Consider the following 21,284-nt stretch of genomic DNA (forward strand, 5'->3'; position numbering starts at 1 on the left):
CCGTCGTGAACAATGTCGCCGCCGAGGTGGCGGTCATAGGCGGCGGGCTCGGCTCGGTGGCGGCCGCTCTCGCCCTGCTCCAGCGTGGGCATCGCGTGGTGCTGACCGAGGAATTCCCTTGGCTGGGCGGGCAGTTGACGTCCCAGGCGGTGCCACCGGACGAGCACATCTGGGTGGAGCAGTTCGGCGTGACGGCCCGCTACCGCACCCTGCGGGAGAACATCCGCCGCTACTACCGGGACCACTACCCGCTCTCGGACGAGGCCCGCGCGGACCGTGAACTCAACCCGGGGCGCGGCCGGGTGAGCCGGCTCTGCCACGAACCGAGGGTGGCGCTCGCGGTGATCGAGGCCCTCCTCGCGCCGTACCGGTCGAGCGGCCGGCTGACCGTCCTGCAGCCCGCGGTCCCGGTCGCGGCCGAGACCGTCGACGGGGTGGTCCGCTCGGTCACGGTCGCCGATCCGCGGACCGGGCAACAGAGCCTGATCACCGCGGAGTTCGTGCTGGACGGCACCGAGACCGGTGACCTGCTGCCGCTGACCGGCACCGAGTACGTCGTCGGCGCCGAGGCGCGGTCCGACACCGGCGAGCCGAGCGCCCCCGATGTCGCCGACCCGGCCAACGTGCAGTCGATCGCCTGGTGTTTCGTCTTCGACCACGTCCCCGGGGACCACACGATCGCCCGGCCCGACGACTACGACGAGTGGCGCTCCTTCGAACTGCCCTACTGGGGCGCGCCGATGCTGTCGTTCACCGCGCCCGATCCGCGCACCCTCGTTCCGGAACGGCGCACCATGGTCGTCAATCCGGAGCAGGACGTCTCCGGCGATCCGCGCTTCGACGCCGGGGACCGGGACCTGTGGCAGTTCCGGCGGATCGCCGCCCGTCAGACCTTCGCCGACGGCCTGTACGACAGCGACATCGTGCTGGCCAACTGGCCCCAACTGGACTATGTCGGCGGCTCGGTCATCGACACCGACGAACGAGAGCGGCACCTGGCGGCGGCGAAGGCCCAGTCCCGGGCCTACGTCCACTGGCTTCAGACGGAGGCGCCCCGTCCCGACGGCGGCCGGGGCTGGCCGGGACTGCGGCTGCGCGGGGACCTCGTGGGCACCGACGACGGCTTCGCGCAGGCTCCGTACATCCGCGAATCCCGCCGTATCAAGGCACTGACGACCGTCCGCGAACAGGACATCTCGGTGAAGGCCCGAGGGTACGGCGGGCCGGCCCGCTTCGACGCGTCCGTCGGGGTGGGGATGTACCGGATCGACCTGCACCCCTCCACCGGGGGCGACAACTACATCGACGTCGAGTCGGCGCCGTTCGAGATCCCGCTGGGCGCCCTGGTCCCGGTCCGGACCCAGAACCTGATCCCCGCCGCCAAGAACATCGGCACCACCCACATCACCAACGGCGCCTACCGGCTCCACCCGGTCGAGTGGAACATCGGCGAGTCCGCGGGCGAGCTGGCCGCGTTCTGCCTCGACCGCGGGCTGAGCCCGCGGCAGGTCGCCGCCGAACCCGCACTCGTCGAGCAGTTCCAACGCCGCCTGGTCGAGGCCGGCGTCGAACTCCACTGGCCCGAGGTCGTCGGCTACTGAGCCGGACCGGCACCCGCACGTGAAAGGAACCCACCCATGATCGGAACCAGAAAGGCGCTGAGCGCCGTCGCCCTGACGACGGTCCTCGCGCTGACCGCGGCCTGCGGCGGGTCGTCGACCGGCACCTCGGACAAGGCCGTCGAGCTGCGGATGACGGTCTGGACCGCGGACAAGGCCCAGTTGAAGCTGTTCGACAGCATCGCCGCCGCCTACCGGGCCGACCACCCCGACGTCGCGAAGATCACCTTCGAGAGTCTCCCGTTCGCCGACTACAACACGACGCTCACCACCCAGATCGCCGGCGGCAACGCCCCGGACCTCGCGTGGATGGGCGACCTGTCGCGGGACCTCATCGCCTCCGACGCACTCCTCGGGCTGACCGACACGTTCAAGGCGACCCCCGGCTGGAAGTACGACGACCTGCTCGGCAGCGCGACGGCGGAGTACAGCCACGACGGCACGCTGTACGCCTACCCGTTCTCCAACTCTCCGTTCGCCCTCTACGTGAACACCGACCTGCTGGCCAAGGCCGGGCAGAAGATCGATCCGGCCACCCTGACCTGGGACAAGGTCGCAGCGGCCGGAGCGGCCGTGCACGCGAAGACGGGCAAGGCCGGTTTCGTCGTCCGTGACTTCGACTACAAGGCGTGGAACACGCTGGCCACCGTGTGGACCGGCTGGGGCGCGTCGGCGTGGAGCGCGGACGGCAAGACCTGCACCTTCGACAGCCCGGAGATGCAGCAGGCGTTCACCTTCCTGCACGACGCGGCGTTCAAGACCAAGGCGATGCCTGGCCCCGGCACCACCGCCGACTTCTTCGCCGGCGACGCCGCCTTCACGGTCGCGCAGGTCTCCCGCGCCTCGCTGCTGACCGGCTCGTTCAAGTTCGGCCTGTACCCGCTGCCCGCGGGTCCCAAGGGCAAGTACTCCGTCCTCGGCCAGGCCGGGATGGGCGTCCTGGCCTCCAGCAAGCACCCGAAGCAGGCCGCGGACTTCCTCGCGTACCTGACCGATCCGGAGAACGCCGCCAAGCTCGCCCAGTACTTCCCGCCGCCCCGGAAGTCGCTGCTGACTGGGGACAAGCTCGCCGCGAACAACAAGGTCCTCAAGGCCGACCAGCTCCAGGCCGCGGTGGTCGACCAGCTGCCGGGCGCCGTCACGCTGCCGAACCACACCAGCCCGGCGGAGATCGCGCAGAAGGGCAAGACGGCGCTCGACGCCATGTGGCACGCCGATGCCGACATCCCGGCCGTCCTGAAGTCGGTGTGCGCCGCGATCGATCCGATTCTGGAAAAGTGAGCGGGACACGAGCCGCCGAGCGGGCGGTTGTGAAGTCCGCGGTCGAGACCGCGCGACCGTCGGGGCCGGTGGGCCCGGCCTTCTGGACCACCCGCCGTCGGGACGTCCTGACCGGCTATCTGTTCGTCCTGCCGCAGCTCGTCGGGGTGGCGGTGTTCGTGCTGCTGCCGGTCGGCATGGCGATCTGGTACAGCCTCAACAAGCGGAACGTCTTCACCGGCAAGCAGACCTTCGTCGGCGGCGCGAACTACGCGGCCCTGGCCCACGACCCGCAACTGCCCAAGGTGCTCCTGGCGACAGTGCTCTTCTCCGTCGGGGTGGTGATCCTCAACGTCACACTCGGGCTACTGATCGCCGTCCTGCTCAACCGGAAGTTCCGCGGTGTCACGGTGTTCCGGACGCTGTTCTTCTCTCCGGTGGTGGTCTCCGTGGTCGCCTGGACCCTGGTCTGGGGCTTCCTCCTCCAGGACAACGGCGGCATCAACGGCCTGCTGGGCACCGTCGGAATCGACGGACCGAACTGGCTCCAGGAGGGCGACACCGCGATGGTCTCGGTGATCGTCTCCCAGGTGGTCCGCAGCGTCGGGGTCAACATGGTGCTGTTCCTGGCGGCCCTCCAGGGTGTGCCGCGGGAACTGTACGAGGCCGCCCGCATCGACGGCGCGAGCAGCCGCACCCTCTTCACCCGGATCACGCTGCCGATGATCTCCCCGACGGTGCTGCTGACCGTCATCGTCACGGTGGCCGGGGCATTGCAGTCCTTCGCCCAGATCGCCGTCCTGACCGGTGGCGGCCCCGGCCTGTCCACCACGGTCCTCGTCTACTACGTCTTCCAGCAGGCCTTCGAGTTCAACGACATCGGCTACGGCTCGACGCTGGCCCTGATGCTGCTGTCGTTCGTCATGCTGCTCACCTTGCTGCAATGGCAGCTGCGCCGTAAGTGGGTGTTCTATGAGGACTGACAGAGTCCCGACCGCCAGGGCCCGTTCGGTACTTCTGCTGATCGCGCTGGGCGTGCTGGCGATCCCGTTCGTGGTGCCGACGATCTGGATGGTCGCCGCGTCGGTGAAACCACTGGCGGAAATCTTCAAGTCCCCGCCGTCGCTGTGGACCGACTCGCCGACCCTGTCCGCGTACCGCGAGGCATTCACCTTCCAGCCCTTCGCCCGGCAGTACTTCAACAGCGTCTACATCGCCGTCCTGGTCACACTGATCACTCTCCTGGTGTCCGGTCTGGCCGGGTACGCCTTCGCCCGGATCCGCTTCCCCGGCGCCAACGCGCTGTTCCTGGTGGTGCTGACCGGGATGCTGGTACCGAGCGAAGTGACGATCGTGCCGCTGTTCCAACTCTTCAAGTCGGCCGGCCTGATCAACACGCACTGGCCGCTGATCCTGGTGACCGCACTGGCCGGACCATGTGTGCTGGCCACGTTCATCATGCGGCAGTTCTTCATCGCCCTCCCCGTCGAACTGGAGGAGGCCGGCCGCCTCGACGGCCTCGGCCGCCCCGCGATCTGGTGGCGGATCTCTCTGCCGCTGGCCAGGCCGGCCCTGTCGGCGGTGGCGATCCTGACGTTCCTCGCCTCCTGGAACCTCTACCTGGAACCCACGGTCTACATCACCTCGCCGGACCTCTTCACCCTCCCGCAGGCCCTCACCCGCTTCGCCGACTCCTACGGCGGTCCGATGTGGAACACCCAACTCGCCGCGGCCACCATGACCGTCCTGCCGATGCTGATCGTCTTCGTCCTGGCCCAGCGCCACTTCATCGAGGGCCTCTCCCACTCCGGCCTCAAATGAATACCGGGACGCCGACGGTCCAGGTGTCCCGCGTTCCGACGGTGGTGCGGGTCCAGTTGTCCCACCGTGGTGCGGGCCCGCCGAGGGTGGATGCCGACGGAGTCGCGGTGCGGTCGCCGGATCGCGGCGTCCTGGCGTCGGTGAAGCACTGATTGCCGGCCAGGCCGGTCTTCTGCTTGATCGACAGCGGCAGGTGCCCTTTGCGGTCCCGCCGCAGTCTCTCTCCCCTGCGAGTTCTCCTTCGCGAACTCATCGATCATGCGGGATGAGCCTGCCATGGGCTGCTCGCGGTCTCAAGATCCCGTACGCGGTCCGCAACGGCCGGGGCTGAACGCCACCGCGTGCACCGCGCCACCGGCTCTGCGCGCGGCGGCGTCGAGTGCCGCGTGGGTGGTCGGGAGGACGACATACCCGGCGGGCAGCAAGCCGGAACTCCGGATAGTGACGGGCCGCCGCCGGTGTCGTCCACGGGGCGCGGCGCCGGTCGTCGGCGCGCTCGGCCGGATACCAGATCTGGACCATGAACTCGCGTACGGGTTTGGACGGCACCCACGGGTCACGACGAAAACAGTCCACCAACCGCAGGATGTGGATGCCGATCGCATGCCGCCCCGTCGGCGCGGGCAGCACGAGACACCGGGGCGGGGCCAGCGGCGACGCGACAGCGGACGATGCGCTCGCCACGGTTCCGACTGCCGCCGGCGCTCCAAGCGGGTTGCGGTGCCGGCTCTCCTGCCTGGTGCTCCTGATGCTGGTACCTGGTCATGCTCAGATTCCTGACGCCGGTCGGCCCCACCACCGATGCCATCGGTCACGACTGTCGATGACAAGTGTCATGAACGTAATCAGCGCCATGAGCGGCGCAGGAGCGGCGCCGCCAAACGCTGTCATGCACACACCTTGACCAAATTGGTCTAGACTTTTACTTTCGAGTGGTCAATTCCCTTCGGCTAGCGCCCAGTTGGAACCGGCGCCCTCCTCCGCGTGCGCCGACCCGCTCGAAAGGGCCCCACTCCCCCATGACCACCCGCTCCCCCCTCCCCCGCATCGCGTTACGCGGCACCCCCGTCCTCGCCCTCCTGACCCTGCTGATCGCCCTCCTCACCGCGGTGCCGGCCGCCGCGGCGACCGGGTCGATCACCGGCCTCGCCGGCAAGTGCCTCGACGTCGCCGGAGCCAACTCCGCCGACGGCACACCGGTTCAGCTCTACGACTGCAACGCCACCGGCGCCCAGCAGTGGACGGTCGGCACGGACAGCACCGTCCGCGCCCTGGGCAAATGCCTGGACGTCACCGGTAGTTCGACCGCCGACGGCGTCAAGGTCCAGCTGTGGACCTGCGGCGGCGGTGTGAACCAGCGCTGGACCGTCACCGCCGCGAACGACATCGTCAACCCGGCCGCGAACAAGTGCCTCGACGTCTCCGACAACTCCTCCGCCAACGGGGCGCGCATCCAGATCTGGACCTGCTCCGGCGGCGCCAACCAGAAGTGGAACGCCCCCGCGCCCCAGTCCGGGGAGCAGTGCTGGGCCACGCACTACGGTCCCCAGCCCGCGGGTGCCCTCACGGCCAGCGGCGAGGTCTTCGACAACAACGCGGACACCGCGGCCACTTCGCTCTCACGCCAGCCCCAACTCCCCTTCGGTACACGGGTCCAGGTCACCAATGTCACCAACGGCCGCTCCCTGACCGTACGGATCAACGACCGCGGGACGTTCGCCCAGACCCCGCAGGAACCGAAGTGCCTCGATCTCACCGACGGCGCCTTCAGCCGCCTCGGAGGCGTCCTCGACCCGGACGCCGGACACTTCGTCGTCACCCAGACCGTTCTGGGCTGACGGCTACGGCACGCCCGACTCGCGCGGCGACGACCGATGCGGGCCGATCACCCCCGTCCACCCCCCAACCACAGGAGCAAAGACCCATGGTCACCCCCCACTTGACACCAAGTCTCCGCAGACTCACGACCCTGAGCAGACTGACTCTCGTCATGCTGCTCGCCGCGGCCCTGTCCGCCCTGTTCACCATCTCCCCCGCCCGCGCTGCGGACGGCCGGATCACCGGTCTGGCCGGAAAGTGCGTCGACGTCGCCGGGGCGAACTCCGCCAACGGGACCGCCGTTCAGCTCTACGACTGCAACGGCACCAGCGCCCAGACCTGGTCCAACCCCGGTGACGGAACACTGCGCGCGCTCGGCAAGTGTCTGGACGTGACCTCCGGCGGCACGGCGGACGGTACGACGGTCCAGCTCTACGACTGCAACGGCTCGGCCGCTCAGAAGTGGGCCGTCAGTTCGGCGAACGACATCGTCAACCCGCAGGCCAACAAGTGCCTGGACGTCACGGGCAACAACTCGGCCAACGGCACCCGGCTCCAGATCTGGACCTGCTCCGGCGGCGCCAACCAGAAGTGGAGCGCCCCCGCCAGCGGCGGCGGCACCACCCCGTCCGGCTTCGTCGTCAGCGAGGCCCAGTTCAACCAGATGTTCCCGAGCCGGAACGGCTTCTACACCTACCAGGGCCTGACCGCCGCCCTGTCCGCCTACCCCGGCTTCGCCAAGACCGGCAGCGACACCACGAAGAAGCAGGAGGCCGCCGCCTTCCTCGCCAACGTCAACCACGAGACCGGCGGACTGGTCTACGTCGTCGAGCAGAACACCGCCAACTACCCCCACTACTGCGACGCGAGCCAGTCGTACGGCTGCCCGGCGGGTCAGGCCGCCTACTACGGGCGCGGCCCGATACAGCTGTCCTGGAACTTCAACTACAAGGCCGCCGGTGACGCGTTGGGCATCGATCTGCTCAACAACCCCTGGCTGGTGCAGAACGACTCGGCCGTCGCCTGGAAGACCGGCCTCTGGTACTGGAACACCCAGTCAGGCCCGGGCACGATGACCCCGCACAACGCCATGGTCAACGGCGCCGGCTTCGGCCAGACCATCCGCTCCATCAACGGCTCCCTCGAATGCGACGGACGCAACCCCGCGCAGGTCCAGAGCCGCGTCGACGCCTACAACCGCTTCACCTCCATCCTCGGCGTCAGCCCCGGCAGCAACCTCTACTGCTGACGCTCGCCCCCATGCCCGCCCGACGCGCGGGCCGGTTCATCAGTGCACCGGCCCGCGCACCACACCTCTACAACCACAAGCCCGGCTCAGCGGCTCCGGCCCCGGAAATTCTCGACAACACCCATGACGGCACTCTTGCCACTAGAATTGGTGTCATGACTGCCATCACCCTGCGCATTCCCGACGCCATGGACAAACAACTGCGCGACGCCGCTGCCGGCGCCTCGTCCCTGAACGACTACATCGTGCGAGCCGTACGCCGCCAGATGACCCTCGACGCCGCACGCAAACTCGCCTCCATCGCCCCCCTCGACCTGGCGGGCGAAGGCGACGCCCTGTGATCATCCGCAAGGGCGACGTCTGGGACGTCGACACCGGCAAAGGCACCCGCACCGTCCTCGTCGTCAGCCTCGACGGACTCGCCGACGCCTACGGCGCCGTCGTCGTCCTGGTCCTGCACGCCCCGGCCCAGCACCCCGACACGGCGATGAGCGTGCACCTGACCACTCCGGTCGACGCCTCCGCCGTCGCCGTCAACCTCCTCCAGCTCGCCACCCTCCGCTTCGAGACCGGCACACCGCACGGCAACATCGGCCCCGAACAACAGGAACTCGTCGACAACGCCCTCCGCGCCGTCCTCGACCTGTGAACCCCAGCAGGATGGCCACCCTCAAGCGCCGAGCCCGCCTTCGGCGGACGGGCCGTCAGCGCAGTCGACGTGCCCGCAGCACCACGTCATCGGCGTGGTGCGCACCGGCGCCGCCGTCAGGTGCCACCCGTGGCCGCTGCTCGTCCACCTCCACCGTCCAGTCGTCGTCGAGCAGGGCGGCGACCATGGAGGGCCAGACGTAGTCGGCCGGGTCGAACCCGCCGTCGTGTTCGTGCCGCGTGTCCATCCCCGCGTGGTGCACGAGCAGCAGTACGCCGCCGGGCGCGACGGCCGCGAGCAGCGCTCGCTCGGCCGCGGCGTCGGGTGTCCGCAGCAGGGCCGGGTACTGCGCGGAGACCAGGTCGAAGGAGGCCGAGGGAAGTGCCGCTTCCGTCAGGGCGGCGTGCACCCAGCGGACGGTGACACCGGCGTCCCTCGCGTGGCCCGCGGCCCGCTCCAGCGCCACGCCCGAGACTTCGAGCGCGGTCACGTCCCAGCCGCCGCGCGCGAGCCAGACGGCGTCCGCGCCCTCGCCGCAGCCGACATCGAGTACCCGTCCGGGCGTGAGCCCGGCGACCTCGGCCACGAGCGCGCCGTTGGGCCGGCCGCTCCACAGTTGTAGGCGGTCGGCGTAGCGGTTGTCCCACTCCGCCCGGACCTCGGGGTCTCCGACGTATCCGTCGGCGGGCAAGAAGGTGTCGGGCGCGGGCGATCCTGCGATGTTGTCGGTCACCGGCCCACGGTCACCCACCACCTCCCGGTCACGCCAATCCTGTTGCCGCTCCGGCAAAACGTCGGCCGAGGCACGGTGAAAGGGCACAGCGCAGACGGCACGAGAGGCACCGGTCACGGCCTTTCCGACTCACACTGATCGTTCGGGATCAAACCGTACGGAGCCCAGCCCTGTGGTCCACCGGACCGGGGCCACGATGATCGCGCGGCCCCGTCCGCGGTGTCCGAGAGGACCGTTCAGTCGCGAGCCGGCGGCGTGTAGAAGTCGCCGACGGACGTCCACACGCCGTTCTTCACGACCACGCGCTGCACACTGCGCGTGCCGAGGTGATCGCTCGCGCTGAACTTCATCACCGGTGACACCCCGGGATCCACCGAAGACGCCTTCTCGTACGCCGCGATGATGGCCTTGGACGTGACGGGCCCCTTGATGGTCTTCGCGATCTCGGCGAACACCTTCGCGTTGCTCCAGCCCCACAGCGCGAGGAACCCCGCGTCCTGACCAGGCTCGTACTTGGCCATCGCGGTCCGGAACTCCTTCACCGCGGGGTCGTCGTCGGAGGGCGCCTTCACCAGTTGTACGGCCTTGAGTCCCTCGGCGGCGTCCTTGGCCAGCGCGAGCGTCGACTCGGCGGCCACCGGTGCGTAGGCGTAGGTGGGCAGGGACAGACCCTGGAGCTTGGCCTCCTTGAGGAAGGCGGCGGCTTCGGGTGAGGTGAGGATCAGGACGACCGCCTGCGTCTTCGCGGCCTTCACCTTGCTGATCACGGGCGTGTAGTCGGTGGTCTGGTACTTGACCGGCAGCCGGTCGACCTCGACCGAGGGGTCGAGTTTCTTCGCGACGGGCTCCACCTGCTTGGCCACGTTCACGAACGCGGCCGGGTCACTGTGGACCACGAGGATCTTCTTCGCGCCGTCCTGCACCGCCCACGCGGCGATCGCCGCCGCCTGGTCCTCGTAGAGGGTCTGTGTGCCGAACAGCCCGGAGCGCGAGGGCTTGTACCAGGACTCGGTGCCGCCGACCTCGTTGAGGACCGGCACCTTGGACTGGTTGAGGACGAACGGGAAGGCCGCTTCCGCCTGCGCCGTGCCGTTCGCGTTGACGATGGCAACAACCTTGTCCTGCCCGACCAGTTCGCGCGCGATCTGAACGGTCTGCTGCGGATCTGCCGCGTTGTCCTTGACGGTCCATGTGATCTTGCGGCCGTTGACGCCGCCCTGCGCGTTGACCATCTTGAAGTACGCGTCGGCGCCCGCCTTTTCGCCCACGCCGTATGTCGCGGTGGCGCCGCTGAGAGGGAGCCACGCGCCGATGTGGATCTCGGAGGAACTGCCACCGGCAGTCGCGGAGTCCTGGCCGGCACAGGCGTTGGCGGTGAGTGCCACCGCGGCCATGACGGCCATCGCGCCCGTGGCGCGGCGGAGTTTTCTCTGGGTCCGGAACACGGTCCACCTCGTTCGGTACAGGGTTCGGTGCGGGGTTCGGTACGAGCTGTCAATTCACCGGGGAGGTACGGGTGTTGGTCACTGCCGCAGGGGTGGCCTGATCCCGGCCGCCGCTGAAGTACGCCGATTCCGCCAGGGCCGCGAACTCCGGGTCGCCGGGCCGCCCTCGGGCCGCGACGACGCCCTCGTGCAGTACGGCCACCTCGTGGCACACGGACAGGGCGCGGCTGAGGAGTTGTTCGAGCAGGACGACGGTCAGACCCTCGTGGGCCAGCCGGGCGAGCCGGTCGTAGACCTCGTCGACCAGGGCGGGGGCGAGTCCGAGGGCCGGTTCGTCGACGATCAGCACGTCCGGCGCGACGATCAGGGCCCGGGCGATGGCGAGCATCTGCTGTTCGCCACCCGAGAGTCCACCGGCGGCTGCGGACATCCGGTCGCGCAACCGCGCCGGCAACCACTGGACGGTCTCCTCCATCCGCTCGCGCAGCGGCGCACCGGTGATGCCCGCCGCGTACGCGGCGACTTCGAGGTTCTCGCGCAGGGACAGCGTCTTGAACAGGGCCCGGCCTTCCGGCGCCAGGCTGGTGCGGACGACTCCGCCCAACTCCCTTTGTCCACGGGCGGGTTCGAGTGATCCGTGCAGGATGCCTGCCAGCGTGCTCTTGCCCGCACCGTTGGCTCCGGCGATGCCCAGCACCACCCCCTGGCGGACATCGAGGTCGACGTCCCGGAGCGCGACGACCCCACCATAGGTGTGGCCGACCCCGTGCAGGCGGATCATGCTCCGCTCGCCCACGCGCTCGGGCGGCCGGGTCCTGCCCTCGACTGTTCCCAGGTAGGACGACCGCACCTTCGGGTCCTTGAGCACGGTGTCCGGGGTGCCCTCGCCGATCGTGCGCCCGAAGTCGAACGCGAGCACCCGGTGGGCGACGGAGAACAGGTCGTCCAGGACGTGGTCGATGACCACCACGGCGGTGCCGTCGGCGTGCAGCCGCCTGATGTGCCCTGCCAGCAGCGCCCGTTCGCCCGCGTCGAGGCCGCCGAAGGGCTCGTCCAGGATCAGCAGTTTCGGTTTCTCGGCCATCGCGCGCGCCAGGTCGAGACGCTTCTGGAGGCCGAAGGGCAGCTCTCCCGGGCGGCGTTCGGCCACCTCGGCGAGACCCACGGACCGCAGCAGTCGCGCGACATCGGCCCGGTGCCCGGCGGTGATCCGGCGCCGGGTGCACAACACGTTCTCCGCGACGGTGAGTTCGGAGAACACCTCCGCGTGCTGGAACGTACGCCCGATGCCCAGCCGCCGCCGCGCGGTCGCCCTGGCTCCCAGCAGCGGTTGCCCGGCGAAGTCGGCGGTCCCGCTCACCCGGCCGTTGCCGGTCAGTCCGGACAGGGCGTTCAACAGCGTTGTCTTTCCGGCCCCGTTGGGACCGATGATCGCCAGGATCTCGTTCTGACGGAGTGTCAAGGAGGCGTCCTCCAGGGCCTTGAGGCCTCCGTACGAGACCGAGACGTTTTCCAGGCGCAGCAGTTCGGGTCCGTCGCCGGGGGCATCGGACGCGGATGGCGGCGACGCGGAAACCGGCGGCTCCTCGGACGACGACGGCAGGTGTGGGGCGGGCGACCGGCGCAGGACACGGCCCGCGAGCCGGCCGAGGAACGGCACGACCCCGCCCGGCAGGAAGAGCAGCACCGCGATCAACACGAGGCCCTGCACGACGGGTTGGGGCAGTCCCACGGCGGAGGAGAGCGAGGGGTTCCAGGTGAGGTAGACGCCGCCGACCACGGCGCCGACGATCGTGCCGACCCCGCCGAGCACGCAGGCCGCGATCAGCGAGATGCCGAACGTCAGCGAGAACGGGTCCGGGCTCACGAACCCGGTGAGCAGTCCGAGCAGTACGCCCGCGAAGCAGGTGCACGCCCCGCTCACCGCGAACGACAGAGCGGACTGGGCCTCCGGCGCGATGCCGGTCGTACGAGCGGCCAGGGGATGCGACTTGGCGGCCACCAGGCGCATCCGCAGCCCGGAGGCGGCGGCCGGTACGGCCAGCGCGAGGACGACGGCCGCGGCGCCGACCGCCAGGTACTGGGTCTCGGTGCCGCCGCCCGCGAGGGTGCCGAAGCCGAGGGCGCTGCGCAGTTGGACCACCGGCACGCCCTGGTCGCCGCCGGTCACGCTGCTCCAGCGGTTGATCAGCTCCAGGGTCACCGTCGTGAACGCGAGGGTCAGCAGGGCGATGTAGAGCACCGAGAACCTGGCGCCCGCGTATCCCAGGAAGGCGCCCAGCGCGGCACCGGCGGCGACCGCGCCGAGGACCACCGTCTCCAGGGACCAGCCGTGACCGCTGCCGTACGCGGCGAAGTAGGCGCCGATGGCGAAGAACGCGGGGTGGCCCACCGACCAGATGCCGGACCAGCCGGCGAGCAGGCCTACCGACAGGATGACGATCGTGTACACGGCCGCGAGCCCCACCGAGTACATCTGGTACGCGGGGATCGCGCCGGAGGCCATGAACGCCATGAGCACCGCGCCGGCCGCCGGGCCCAGGGCGGCCCGTGCCAGGAGGGAACGGTTGAAGACCATGGATGCGACCCCTCAGACCCGTTGGAAGGTGCGGGTGCCGAACATGCCCTGCGGGCGGATCAGCAGCACCAGCACGGTGAAGGAGAAAACGAACGTGTCCCGGAAGCTGGCGGAGACGTAGTTCGCCGCCAGGTTGTCCAGGACGCCGATGGTCAGTCCGCCGAGGACGGCGCCGTACATGCTGGTCAGGCCGCCGAGGAAGATGCCGGCGAAGGACCGGAAGAGCGGCGCGACCAGTGCGGTGGGCACCAGGCCGGACCGTGGTGCGTACAGGCAGGCGGCGAGGGCGGCGAGGCCCAGGCCGAGCGCCCAGGAGATCCGGGCCAGCCGTTGCGAACTGAGCCCGACCACGCGCGCGGTCTCCGCCGATTCGGCGGCGGCACGCATGGCCGAACCGATCGTGGTGCGCGCGAACAGGTACCCGACCAGAGCCATCGCCACGGCGGCGACACCGATCGTCAGCAGACTCTGGGTCGGCACCGCGGCCCCCGACCAGCGCACCGTCCCGTCGACCAGACTGGGGAAGGACTTGGGCTGGTCGCCCCAGATCGATCCGGCCACGTTCTCCGCGATCAGGGACACGCCCATCGTCACGACGAGGGCGGAGAACAACTGGCCCTGACCGAGCGGCCGGATGACCGTCTCCCGTACGAGCAGGCCCGCCACCACCGTGATCACGACGGCGGCGAGGATGCCGAGGATCGTGGCCACACCGCGGTCGTGCAGCGAGAGCGCCACGTACAGGCCGAGGGTCGCGAGCGACGCCATCGCGAAGTTCACGACGTCCGTGGCCCGGTAGATGATGACCAGCCCGAGACCCATGAGGCCGTAGACGGCTCCACTGGCCACACCGCTCACCAGGACGAGCAGGAACTGACTCACAGTCCCTCCTTCGGGGAAGAGCGCGTTCGCGCCACATGTGCGGGAAGCATGATCACCTCACGGAGCCTTGAGTTAAAGTGAACTCACTTCAGTAAGCTAGGCACTGTCGCGCCGGAGGGGCAAGCCTCGTGCACGGGATTTGTGCCGGGCGGCCCGAGCGGGCTCAGCACCCGGTGGCCGACGGTGAACCGGCGAGCGCGGTGCGTGCCGCCGCCAGGCCGAAGACCAGCGCCGGGGCGAGACCGCCCGCATAGGCACGCCGGTACAGGCCGCCCGCGTCGGCGCCGGCCGCCAGCAGGCCCGGGATCGGCGCCTGCCCGTCGGAGGCCGCCGACAGTGCGTGCGCCCCGGTGTCGATCAGCAGGCCGCCGAAGGTGAACGTGATCGCCGGGGCCGCCTCGACGACGTAGAACGGCGGCTCGTCGAGCGGCGGTCGGTCGAGGCGACGGCCGGGCACCGGGCTCCCGTTCGCGCCCGCGACGGCGTTGAACTCCTCGATCCGGTCGCGGATCACGGCGCCGGGATAGCCCCACTCCTCGGGCATCGACGCGAAGTCCTCCAGGCTGTCCGCCACCGCGCTGCGAGCACCGGCGCGATGGCAGAGCTGGAACTTGTCCACTCCGGGGATGCCCTCCACGTACGAGGCGCTGATCCACTCCCGGTGCACCCGCGCGTCGGCCACCAACAGGCCGCGCGCTTCCGGTCGTTCGAGCAGTGCCATCGCGGTGAGATGGTCCCCGACCGTCTCGTCGACGAAGCGCTCACCGGTGATGTCGAACAGCAGGGCGTGCTCGCTGTAGTAGAGCGCCAGGTCCACGAAGCGTGCCGGGTCGGCGAGCGAGACGCCGGCCGGCATCAGATGGCCGTAGAACCCCGCGTCCTTCCTGCCGAAGACCGCGTCCACGGTCCGCCCGAGCGCCAGGCCGTCGCCCCGGCTGTGCGGATTGGCCCGTAGCCCGATGTCGGCGGCCCGCGGGTGGATGTGTTCGGCGCGCAGATCCGGATCGCCCTGGAAACCGCCGGTCGCGAGCAGCGTCCAGGTGGCCTCGATGCGGCGCGGAGTTCCGTCCGGCAGCAGGACGTTCGCCCCTTTGACCACCCCGTTCTCCGTCACGAGGGACTGGGTCCACGTGCCGGTCAGCACGTCTTGGCCCCGGTCGCGGATCAGTCGCTCGCACGTGTCGAGGTAGTGGTTCGTGTCGAGCTGATGGCCCCGGCCGAAACCGAGCACCGGCACCGGCGGACGGCAGTCCACGCCGAGGGACCGGATCCAGGCCACGCCGTCGGCGAACCCGTCCAGCAGGGCGGCGGCCAACTCGGGATCACCGTCCGGGTTGACCCGGCGCATCTCCTCGACGGTCGGGGTCGTCCACACGAAACCGGCGAAGCGGGCGGAGCCGCCGGTGCGTTCCGCCTTCTCCACCAGCACCACCGAACCGCCCTCAGCGGCCACCCGGGCGGCGGCCGAGAGACCTGCCATGCCACCGCCGATCACCAGCAGATCCACTGTCTCCGTGTCCATAACGGGTCCCACCGCCTCTGTGTCGCTGACTGGAATCCGACGCTAATTGAACTCACTTCTGGAGTCGAGAGGATGGACGACGGAGGATGCGGTGATACGGGTTTCGGCCGCGCGGGCCGTCAGTCGGGCACGAGGACCGCGCGCCCGCGTACCGCACCGGACCGAAGCCTCTCGATCGCCTCCGCCGCGCACGACAGCGCGAACCGCTCGACACCGACCTTCAGCGCGCCCTTCCGCGCGAGGGCGGCGACCGCTTCCAGCTCGGGCAGGGTCCCCCAGAACGGCAGCGAGATCCGCGCGCCCGGAGGGAGCGAACCTGGCTTGCGCACGGCCACCTCCCCCCCGCCGCTGCCCACCACGGCCAGCTCTCCGCCCGCCCGCAGCACCCCTACCGCGAGTTCCAGGCTGGACCGGCTGCCGACGAAGTCGAGCACCGCCGTCGCCCCGACACCGTCGGTCCGGTCCCGCAGGACCCGTGCGGTGTCCGGCCGCAGCAGCGTGGCGAAGTGCGCGCCGCACTCCTCGGCGAGGGCGAGAGCCTCCTCGCGCACGTCCACGGCCAGGATCCGCGCGGTCGTCGTGGCGCGCAGGATCTGGACGGCGAGATGCCCCAGCCCGCCGATACCAAGGACCACCACATGCCCTCCCACGCCGTCACCCAAGGCATGCCGGACCATGGCCACGGCGTGGTAGGCGGTGAGCCCGGCGTCCGACAAGGGCGCCGCCTGGACGGCATCCAGGTCGCCCACCGGGACCAGCAGCCGCCCGGACGGCACGAGCAGCAGGTCCGCCATTCCGCCGTCGCGCCCCAGGCCCGCCCCCGTGCCGACGCGATCGGCGTCCAGCGCCGTGCGCCGGTCGCAGTAGTTCTCCGCACCGACCGCGCAGCGCGCACAACTCCCGCAGCCCCAGGGGCCGTAGACGATCACCCGCTCGCCGACCGCCGGTCCCGTCGCCAGTGGGCCGCGTCGCAGCACCCGGCCCGCGACCTCGTGTCCCAGGGTGAACGGGAGCCGGTAGGGGAGGTCTCCCGGTCGGGAGTCGATGACATGGAGGTCCGAACGGCAGAGGCCGGCCGCCTCCACCTGGATCAGGATCTCTTCGTCCGTGGGGGTGGGCTGCGCCACCTCGGTGAGGACCGGTGGGCCGCCCCAACGGGTCAGCCGGACCGCTCGCGCGTTCTTCCCGCCTGTTGACATACATGCGACAGTAACAAACATGAAGTCAGTTCAGGTGCCGAATGTGGGGTGGTGACCGTGCATGGGCGGTGAGCACGCGGGGCGTTTCGACGGGCGGATCGCGCTCGTCACGGGCGCGGGATCCGGCATCGGCGCGGCGGTCGCTCGGCGACTTTCCGCGCAGGGGGCCGACGTCCTCGTCACGGATGTCGACGGCCCGGCGGCGGAGGCCGTCGCGAAGGACCTGCCGCGAGCGCGCCCGCTGACGCTCGACGTGGCCGAACCGGCGCAGGTCGACAGCGCTTTCGGCGAGGCCGTACGCCGGCACGGGCGGCTCGACATCGTGGTGCACGCGGCCGGAGTCGACGACCCCGCGGCCAAGGAGTGGATCGCCGAGGCGTTGGTCGCGGGGCGGTCGCCTGAGGTCACGGGGCGGCTCGGCGACGACGCGTGGCGGCGCGTCATGCGCGTCAATCTGGACGGCACGTTCCACGTTCTGCGTGCGGCTCTGCGGGTCATGGGGCCTCGCGGGTCCGGGGCCGTCGTCACGGTCGGCTCGTCCTCGGCCTTCGACGCCCAGTCCGGTTATCCGCACTACGCGGCCTCAAAGGCCGGCGCGCATGCCGTGAGTCAGTCGGTCGCCAAGGAGGCCATCGCGTTCGGCGTCCGCGTCAACACGGTGGCGCCGGGGCCGACGGAGACGGGGATGGCGGCGCGGACGCCTGCGGCGCTTCGGCGGGGGTTCGCTGAGCCCGGGGTGCGCGCCTACGCCACGCCGGAGGAGATCGCCGATGTCGCGCTGTTTCTGGTGAGTGAGGACGCGGCGAATGTGGTGGGGGCGGTGGTGCTTGCGAATGGGGGGCGGTTCACGGTTTGAGGGGCCAACGGTGGTGGGCGACCGCGGGTTCGCCGTGGCTGGTCGCGCCCACGCGGCGGAGCCGCAAATCGATACAACCCCGCGCCCCTACAGGTGGGTTCGAGCGAGGGAGGTTGGGATGTTTCCGCTTGATGTGGGTCCCGAAGTGCTGCTGGAGACTGACGAGCAGCGTCAACTGCGTGTGGTTCTACGGGACTTGCTCGGCGAATCCTGTGGACCCGAGGATGTTCGCGCACAGGTCGACAGCCCGCGTGGATATGACCAGGCGCTCTGGGAGCGGCTCGCCGGAGAGATCGGGGTGCATGGGCTCGCGTTGCCCGAGGAGTACGGCGGCGCCGGGTATACGTACGCCGAACTTGCCGTCGCCCTACAGGAGTTGGGGCGTGTTCTGTGCCCCGCTCCCCTGCTCACCACAGTTGTCCTCGCCGGGCATGCCCTGCTGGCGAGTGGTGATCGGCGGGCCTGTGCGCGATGGCTGCCGGGAATCGCTTCCGGTGCGCTCACGGCGACGGTCGTCGGATTCCTGCACCCTTCCGCCGTGACGGCCGAACAGGGCCCCAGCGGCTGGGTGTTGCGTGGAGACGCCGACTTCGTGCCCGACGGCGAGGGGGCCGATCTGCTGCTGGTCATGGCCCGCGCGCCCGACGGGGAGCGATTGTTCGCCTGTGAGCCGGACGGCGCGACCAGCGACCGTACGCCTCGCACGGTCCTCGATCCCACACGGCGCCAGGCACTCGTCCGCTTCCGGGGAGCACGTGCCGAGCCGGTCGGTGAGGCCGCGCAGGCGGCGGGAGTTGTCGAGGCCGCGCTCGACGCCGGGCGGGTGAGTCTGGCGGCCGAGCATGTCGGTGGCAGCGGGCACGCGTTGGACGCCGTACTCGGCCATGTGTCCCAACGGGTTCAGTTCGGGCGGGCCATCGGTTCGTTCCAGGCGGTCAAGCATCGACTGGCCGATCTGCTGGTCGAGATCGAGGGGGCGCGGTCGGCCTCCGCGTACGCGAGTGCCTGCCTCGCCTCGGCATCGCCGGAACTTCCGCTCGCCGCCGGTGCCGCAGCGGTCGTGTGCACCGGCGCCTACCGGCTCGCGACCACGGAATACGTGCAGCTCCACGGCGGTATCGGCTTCACCTGGGAGCACCCGGCCCATTTGTATCTGCGCCGGGCGCGGGCGGACGAGGCGTTGTTCGGCACGGGTGACGACCACCGCCTGCGCCTGGCCGGACTGCTCGGCCTCGCCGGCTGATCGCTTACCGGCCGATCGCTTCCCGATCCATTGACAGGGGCATCCATCCGCCCACAGAATCGAACTCAATTCAGTTCAGTTTGGAGGAGCTCATGGCAGTCGAAGACGAGATCCAGTTCGAGCGCGACGGACAGGTGGCGCGGGTCTGGCTGAACCGCCCGCACAAGAAGAACTGCGTGACCGTGCCGATCCTCAACCGACTCGACGAGATCATCACCGAGGTCGACGCGGACCCCGAACTGCGTGTGCTGGTGCTGCGCGGTCGCGGGAACACCTTCTGCTCCGGGTTCGACCTGGACAGCCTCAAGGCCGAGTTCGTGGGCAGGTCCAACGCGATCGACGTCGCCGTGCTGTCGGCGAAGGTCTGTGACCGGCTCTACTCGATGAAGACCCCGTCCATCGCCGTCCTCGAAGGTCATGTCACCGCGGGTGGCTTCGAGTTGATGATCTCCTGCGACTTCGCGATCGCCGCGGACGACGCCCTCATCGGCGACTTCCACATCCGCCGCGCCCTGTTCGGCGGTGCCGGTCCCATCTACCGGGTGCCGCGCATGATCGGCGTCCGCAAGACCAAGGAGCTGATGCTCACCGGCAAGCTGCTCACCGGGGTCGAGGCCGCGGAGTTCGGTCTCATCAACTCCTCGGCTCCCGCCGACAAGTTGGACGCCACGGTCGAGGAGTTCGCCGACCAGCTCGTCGACAAGAGCCCGTTCACCATGTGGATCACCAAGATGACCATCGACCGCAGCCTCGACGCCGACATCCAGTCGCTGATGGTCATGGAGCACCTCGCGGTCGGCGTGATGCTCAACTCCGAGGACGCCGCGGAGGGTGTGGCGGCCTTCCTGGAGAAGCGGGAACCGCAGTGGAAGGGGCGCTGAGCGCCGTGTCGTCACAGGCCGGGGGCCGGCTGCGCGGCTCCCGGTGCGCCCACTGCGCGGTGGCCGCCTACCCCGCCGACCCGGCGTGCCCGCGCTGCGGCGGACCGGCCGAGCCGGTCGAGCTCTCCGGTACGGGCACGCTGTGGACCTGGACCGTGCAGCGGTACGCGCCCAAGTCGCCGCCGTACGCCCCGCCCGCCGCCGGGTTCACGCCGTTCGCCGTCGGCTACATCGAACTGCTTGAAGGCGTACGGGTGTTGGCGGCCCTCGACATCCGGCCCGAGGACGCCGAGATCGGCATGCCGATGACGATCTCGGCGGGCGACGGGGTACCGAGGGCCACGGGAGCCGTCGTATGACTGCCGATGAAGTCCTCGTCTGCGGGGCCGGGATCACCTCCTTCGCCCGTACGGAGGAGAGCGGCCGGCAGCTCGCCGTCCGGGCCGTGCGGGCCGCCCTCGCCGACGCCGAGCTGCCGTGGGCCCGGGTGCGCGCGGCCTACGGCGGCAGTGACGCGGCCGGTAACGCCGACACCCTGGTCGCCGAACTCGGCCTGACCGGAGTGCCGTTCACCAATGTCCGCAACGGCTGCGCCACCGGCGGCAGCGCGCTCGTGTCGGCCGTCAACGCGATCCGGTCCGGGGCGGCGGACGTGGCCCTCGCCGTCGGTTTCGACAAGCATCCGCGCGGTGCCTTCGATCCGCGGCCCGCCGACTGGGGGCTCGACGAGTCCTACGGCCGCGACGGGTTGATGGTCACCACGCAGTTCTTCGCCATGAAGATCCAGCGCTACATGCACGACTACGGCATCAGCCCGCGCACCCTGGCCCTCGTCGCCGAGAAGGCGTACGCGAACGGGGTGCTCAATCCCCACGCCTGGCGCCGCAAGCCGCTCGACGCGGCCGAGATCCTCGCGTCCGGCATGGTCAACGACCCCCTCACCCGGTACATGTTCTGCTCGCCGGGGCAGGGCGCTGTCGCCCTGGTCCTGTGCAGCCGGGCGGTGGCCCGCCGACTCGGCGGTACTCCCGTTGCGTTGCGCGCGGCCGTCGTACGGACCCGGCGGTTCGGCTCCTTCGAGGTGTTCAGCCCCTGGGCGCCGGTCGGGACACCGACGAGTGTGACCGCCGACGCCGCCCGACTCGCCTTCGAGGAGGCCGGGTTGGGGCCCTGTGACATCGACGTGTGCCAGTTGCAGGACACCGAGAGCGGTGCCGAGGTGATGCACATGGCCGAGTGCGGGTTCTGCGTGCACGGCGACCAGGAGTCGCTCATCCCGTTCGGGGCGACGGGCATCGGCGGCTCGCTGCCGGTCAACACCGACGGCGGCTGCATCGCCAACGGCGAGCCCATCGGCGCCTCCGGACTGCGCCAAGTCCACGAGATCGTCCAGCAGTTGAGGGGCCGGGCCGGCGAACGGCAGGTGCCCAACGATCCGGCGACCGGCTTCACCCACGTCTACGGAGCGCCCGGCGTCAGCGCCTGCACCGTACTGACCCGCTGAACCGTACCGACCTGCTGAAAGGAGG

General features: G+C 70.1%; 19 protein-coding genes. 13 read left to right on the top strand and 6 right to left on the bottom strand.

What is annotated here, in order from left to right; genetic code table 11:
- The first annotated feature begins 5 nt into the window (after window positions 1-5).
- The 8 genes from ACIRRY_RS40880 (at window position 6) to ACIRRY_RS40915 (ending at window position 8,416) form a co-directional block, all read left to right on the top strand.
- Window positions 6-1,601 carry an FAD-dependent oxidoreductase gene (locus tag ACIRRY_RS40880; RefSeq protein WP_403983530.1) on the top strand — a complete coding sequence of 532 codons (1,596 nt, stop codon included), beginning with the start codon at window positions 6-8 and terminating at the stop codon, window positions 1,599-1,601.
- A gap of 36 nt (window positions 1,602-1,637) precedes the next feature.
- Entirely contained in the window at window positions 1,638-2,900 is a 1,263-nt protein-coding gene (locus tag ACIRRY_RS40885; protein WP_403983532.1) for an extracellular solute-binding protein, read from the top strand.
- Complete coding sequence (locus tag ACIRRY_RS40890; RefSeq protein WP_403983534.1) at window positions 2,897-3,862, top strand: carbohydrate ABC transporter permease; 966 nt, start codon at window positions 2,897-2,899, stop codon at window positions 3,860-3,862. Before ACIRRY_RS40885 ends, ACIRRY_RS40890 begins: the two co-directional genes overlap by 4 nt.
- The gene (locus tag ACIRRY_RS40895; RefSeq protein ID WP_403983536.1) at window positions 3,852-4,700 is read left to right on the top strand and encodes a carbohydrate ABC transporter permease; all 849 of its coding nucleotides are present in this window, start codon (window positions 3,852-3,854) and stop codon (window positions 4,698-4,700) included. Before ACIRRY_RS40890 ends, ACIRRY_RS40895 begins: the two co-directional genes overlap by 11 nt.
- 1,019 nt (window positions 4,701-5,719) lie before the next feature.
- Window positions 5,720-6,538, top strand: a complete 819-nt coding sequence (locus tag ACIRRY_RS40900) for a ricin-type beta-trefoil lectin domain protein (RefSeq protein ID WP_403983538.1) — start codon at window positions 5,720-5,722, stop codon at window positions 6,536-6,538.
- 86 nt (window positions 6,539-6,624) lie between these two features.
- Window positions 6,625-7,767, top strand: a complete 1,143-nt coding sequence (locus tag ACIRRY_RS40905; RefSeq protein WP_403983540.1) for a glycoside hydrolase family 19 protein — start codon at window positions 6,625-6,627, stop codon at window positions 7,765-7,767.
- Window positions 7,768-7,922: 155 nt separating this feature from the next.
- Window positions 7,923-8,108, top strand: coding sequence for a hypothetical protein (locus tag ACIRRY_RS40910; protein WP_329241748.1), 186 nt, complete (start codon window positions 7,923-7,925; stop codon window positions 8,106-8,108).
- Window positions 8,105-8,416, top strand: coding sequence for a type II toxin-antitoxin system PemK/MazF family toxin (locus ACIRRY_RS40915; RefSeq protein WP_403983542.1), 312 nt, complete (start codon window positions 8,105-8,107; stop codon window positions 8,414-8,416). Before ACIRRY_RS40910 ends, ACIRRY_RS40915 begins: the two co-directional genes overlap by 4 nt.
- A gap of 55 nt (window positions 8,417-8,471) precedes the next feature.
- On the opposite strand, the gene ACIRRY_RS40920 is transcribed toward ACIRRY_RS40915, so the two are convergent.
- The 6 genes from ACIRRY_RS40920 to ACIRRY_RS40945 form a co-directional block, all read right to left on the bottom strand.
- Complete coding sequence (locus ACIRRY_RS40920; protein ID WP_403983544.1) at window positions 8,472-9,149, bottom strand: class I SAM-dependent methyltransferase; 678 nt, start codon at window positions 9,147-9,149, stop codon at window positions 8,472-8,474.
- 236 nt (window positions 9,150-9,385) lie between these two features.
- Window positions 9,386-10,594, bottom strand: a complete 1,209-nt coding sequence (locus tag ACIRRY_RS40925; protein WP_403983546.1) for an ABC transporter substrate-binding protein — start codon at window positions 10,592-10,594, stop codon at window positions 9,386-9,388.
- Window positions 10,595-10,643: 49 nt separating this feature from the next.
- A complete protein-coding gene (locus ACIRRY_RS40930; protein ID WP_403983548.1) occupies window positions 10,644-13,172 on the bottom strand; it encodes an ATP-binding cassette domain-containing protein in 2,529 nt (842 codons plus the stop codon).
- 12 nt (window positions 13,173-13,184) lie between these two features.
- The gene (locus tag ACIRRY_RS40935; protein ID WP_403983550.1) at window positions 13,185-14,054 is read right to left on the bottom strand and encodes a branched-chain amino acid ABC transporter permease; all 870 of its coding nucleotides are present in this window, start codon (window positions 14,052-14,054) and stop codon (window positions 13,185-13,187) included.
- A gap of 163 nt (window positions 14,055-14,217) precedes the next feature.
- A complete protein-coding gene (locus tag ACIRRY_RS40940; protein WP_403983552.1) occupies window positions 14,218-15,576 on the bottom strand; it encodes an FAD-dependent oxidoreductase in 1,359 nt (452 codons plus the stop codon).
- 119 nt (window positions 15,577-15,695) lie between these two features.
- Complete coding sequence (locus ACIRRY_RS40945; protein WP_403983554.1) at window positions 15,696-16,775, bottom strand: NAD(P)-dependent alcohol dehydrogenase; 1,080 nt, start codon at window positions 16,773-16,775, stop codon at window positions 15,696-15,698.
- A gap of 61 nt (window positions 16,776-16,836) precedes the next feature.
- Here ACIRRY_RS40945 and ACIRRY_RS40950 point away from each other — a divergent pair, with 61 nt between their 5' ends.
- From ACIRRY_RS40950 to ACIRRY_RS40970, 5 genes are all read left to right on the top strand, one after another.
- Window positions 16,837-17,631 carry an SDR family NAD(P)-dependent oxidoreductase gene (locus tag ACIRRY_RS40950; RefSeq protein ID WP_403983556.1) on the top strand — a complete coding sequence of 265 codons (795 nt, stop codon included), beginning with the start codon at window positions 16,837-16,839 and terminating at the stop codon, window positions 17,629-17,631.
- Between the two features lie 118 nt (window positions 17,632-17,749).
- A complete protein-coding gene (locus ACIRRY_RS40955; RefSeq protein ID WP_403983558.1) occupies window positions 17,750-18,874 on the top strand; it encodes an acyl-CoA dehydrogenase family protein in 1,125 nt (374 codons plus the stop codon).
- A gap of 92 nt (window positions 18,875-18,966) precedes the next feature.
- Window positions 18,967-19,755, top strand: coding sequence for an enoyl-CoA hydratase/isomerase family protein (locus tag ACIRRY_RS40960; protein WP_366499084.1), 789 nt, complete (start codon window positions 18,967-18,969; stop codon window positions 19,753-19,755).
- 5 nt (window positions 19,756-19,760) lie between these two features.
- Window positions 19,761-20,114, top strand: coding sequence for a Zn-ribbon domain-containing OB-fold protein (locus ACIRRY_RS40965; protein ID WP_403983561.1), 354 nt, complete (start codon window positions 19,761-19,763; stop codon window positions 20,112-20,114).
- Window positions 20,111-21,259: a thiolase family protein gene (locus ACIRRY_RS40970; RefSeq protein ID WP_403983563.1), complete on the top strand. Its 1,149-nt coding sequence runs from the start codon at window positions 20,111-20,113 to the stop codon at window positions 21,257-21,259. The genes ACIRRY_RS40965 and ACIRRY_RS40970 overlap by 4 nt, the downstream gene beginning before the upstream one ends.
- Window positions 21,260-21,284: the final 25 nt, after the last annotated feature.

Source organism: Streptomyces sp. NPDC101776, assembly GCF_044766845.1.
In the GTDB taxonomy this organism is placed as follows: Bacteria; Actinomycetota; Actinomycetes; order Streptomycetales; family Streptomycetaceae; genus Streptomyces.

What these genes read in the sequence shown, in the direction of transcription:
- ACIRRY_RS40885 (WP_403983532.1), top strand. Translation starts at nt 1,638, where the DNA reads ATGATCGGAACCAGAAAGGCGCTGAGCGCCGTCGCCCTGACGACGGTC.
- ACIRRY_RS40895 (WP_403983536.1), top strand. Translation starts at nt 3,852, where the DNA reads ATGAGGACTGACAGAGTCCCGACCGCCAGGGCCCGTTCGGTACTTCTG.
- ACIRRY_RS40900 (WP_403983538.1), top strand. Translation starts at nt 5,720, where the DNA reads ATGACCACCCGCTCCCCCCTCCCCCGCATCGCGTTACGCGGCACCCCC.
- ACIRRY_RS40905 (WP_403983540.1), top strand. Translation starts at nt 6,625, where the DNA reads ATGGTCACCCCCCACTTGACACCAAGTCTCCGCAGACTCACGACCCTG.
- ACIRRY_RS40910 (WP_329241748.1), top strand. Translation starts at nt 7,923, where the DNA reads ATGACTGCCATCACCCTGCGCATTCCCGACGCCATGGACAAACAACTG.
- ACIRRY_RS40930 (WP_403983548.1), bottom strand. Translation starts at nt 13,172, where the DNA reads ATGGTCTTCAACCGTTCCCTCCTGGCACGGGCCGCCCTGGGCCCGGCG.
- ACIRRY_RS40940 (WP_403983552.1), bottom strand. Translation starts at nt 15,576, where the DNA reads ATGGACACGGAGACAGTGGATCTGCTGGTGATCGGCGGTGGCATGGCA.
- ACIRRY_RS40945 (WP_403983554.1), bottom strand. Translation starts at nt 16,775, where the DNA reads ATGTCAACAGGCGGGAAGAACGCGCGAGCGGTCCGGCTGACCCGTTGG.
- ACIRRY_RS40950 (WP_403983556.1), top strand. Translation starts at nt 16,837, where the DNA reads ATGGGCGGTGAGCACGCGGGGCGTTTCGACGGGCGGATCGCGCTCGTC.
- ACIRRY_RS40955 (WP_403983558.1), top strand. Translation starts at nt 17,750, where the DNA reads ATGTTTCCGCTTGATGTGGGTCCCGAAGTGCTGCTGGAGACTGACGAG.
- ACIRRY_RS40960 (WP_366499084.1), top strand. Translation starts at nt 18,967, where the DNA reads ATGGCAGTCGAAGACGAGATCCAGTTCGAGCGCGACGGACAGGTGGCG.
- ACIRRY_RS40970 (WP_403983563.1), top strand. Translation starts at nt 20,111, where the DNA reads ATGACTGCCGATGAAGTCCTCGTCTGCGGGGCCGGGATCACCTCCTTC.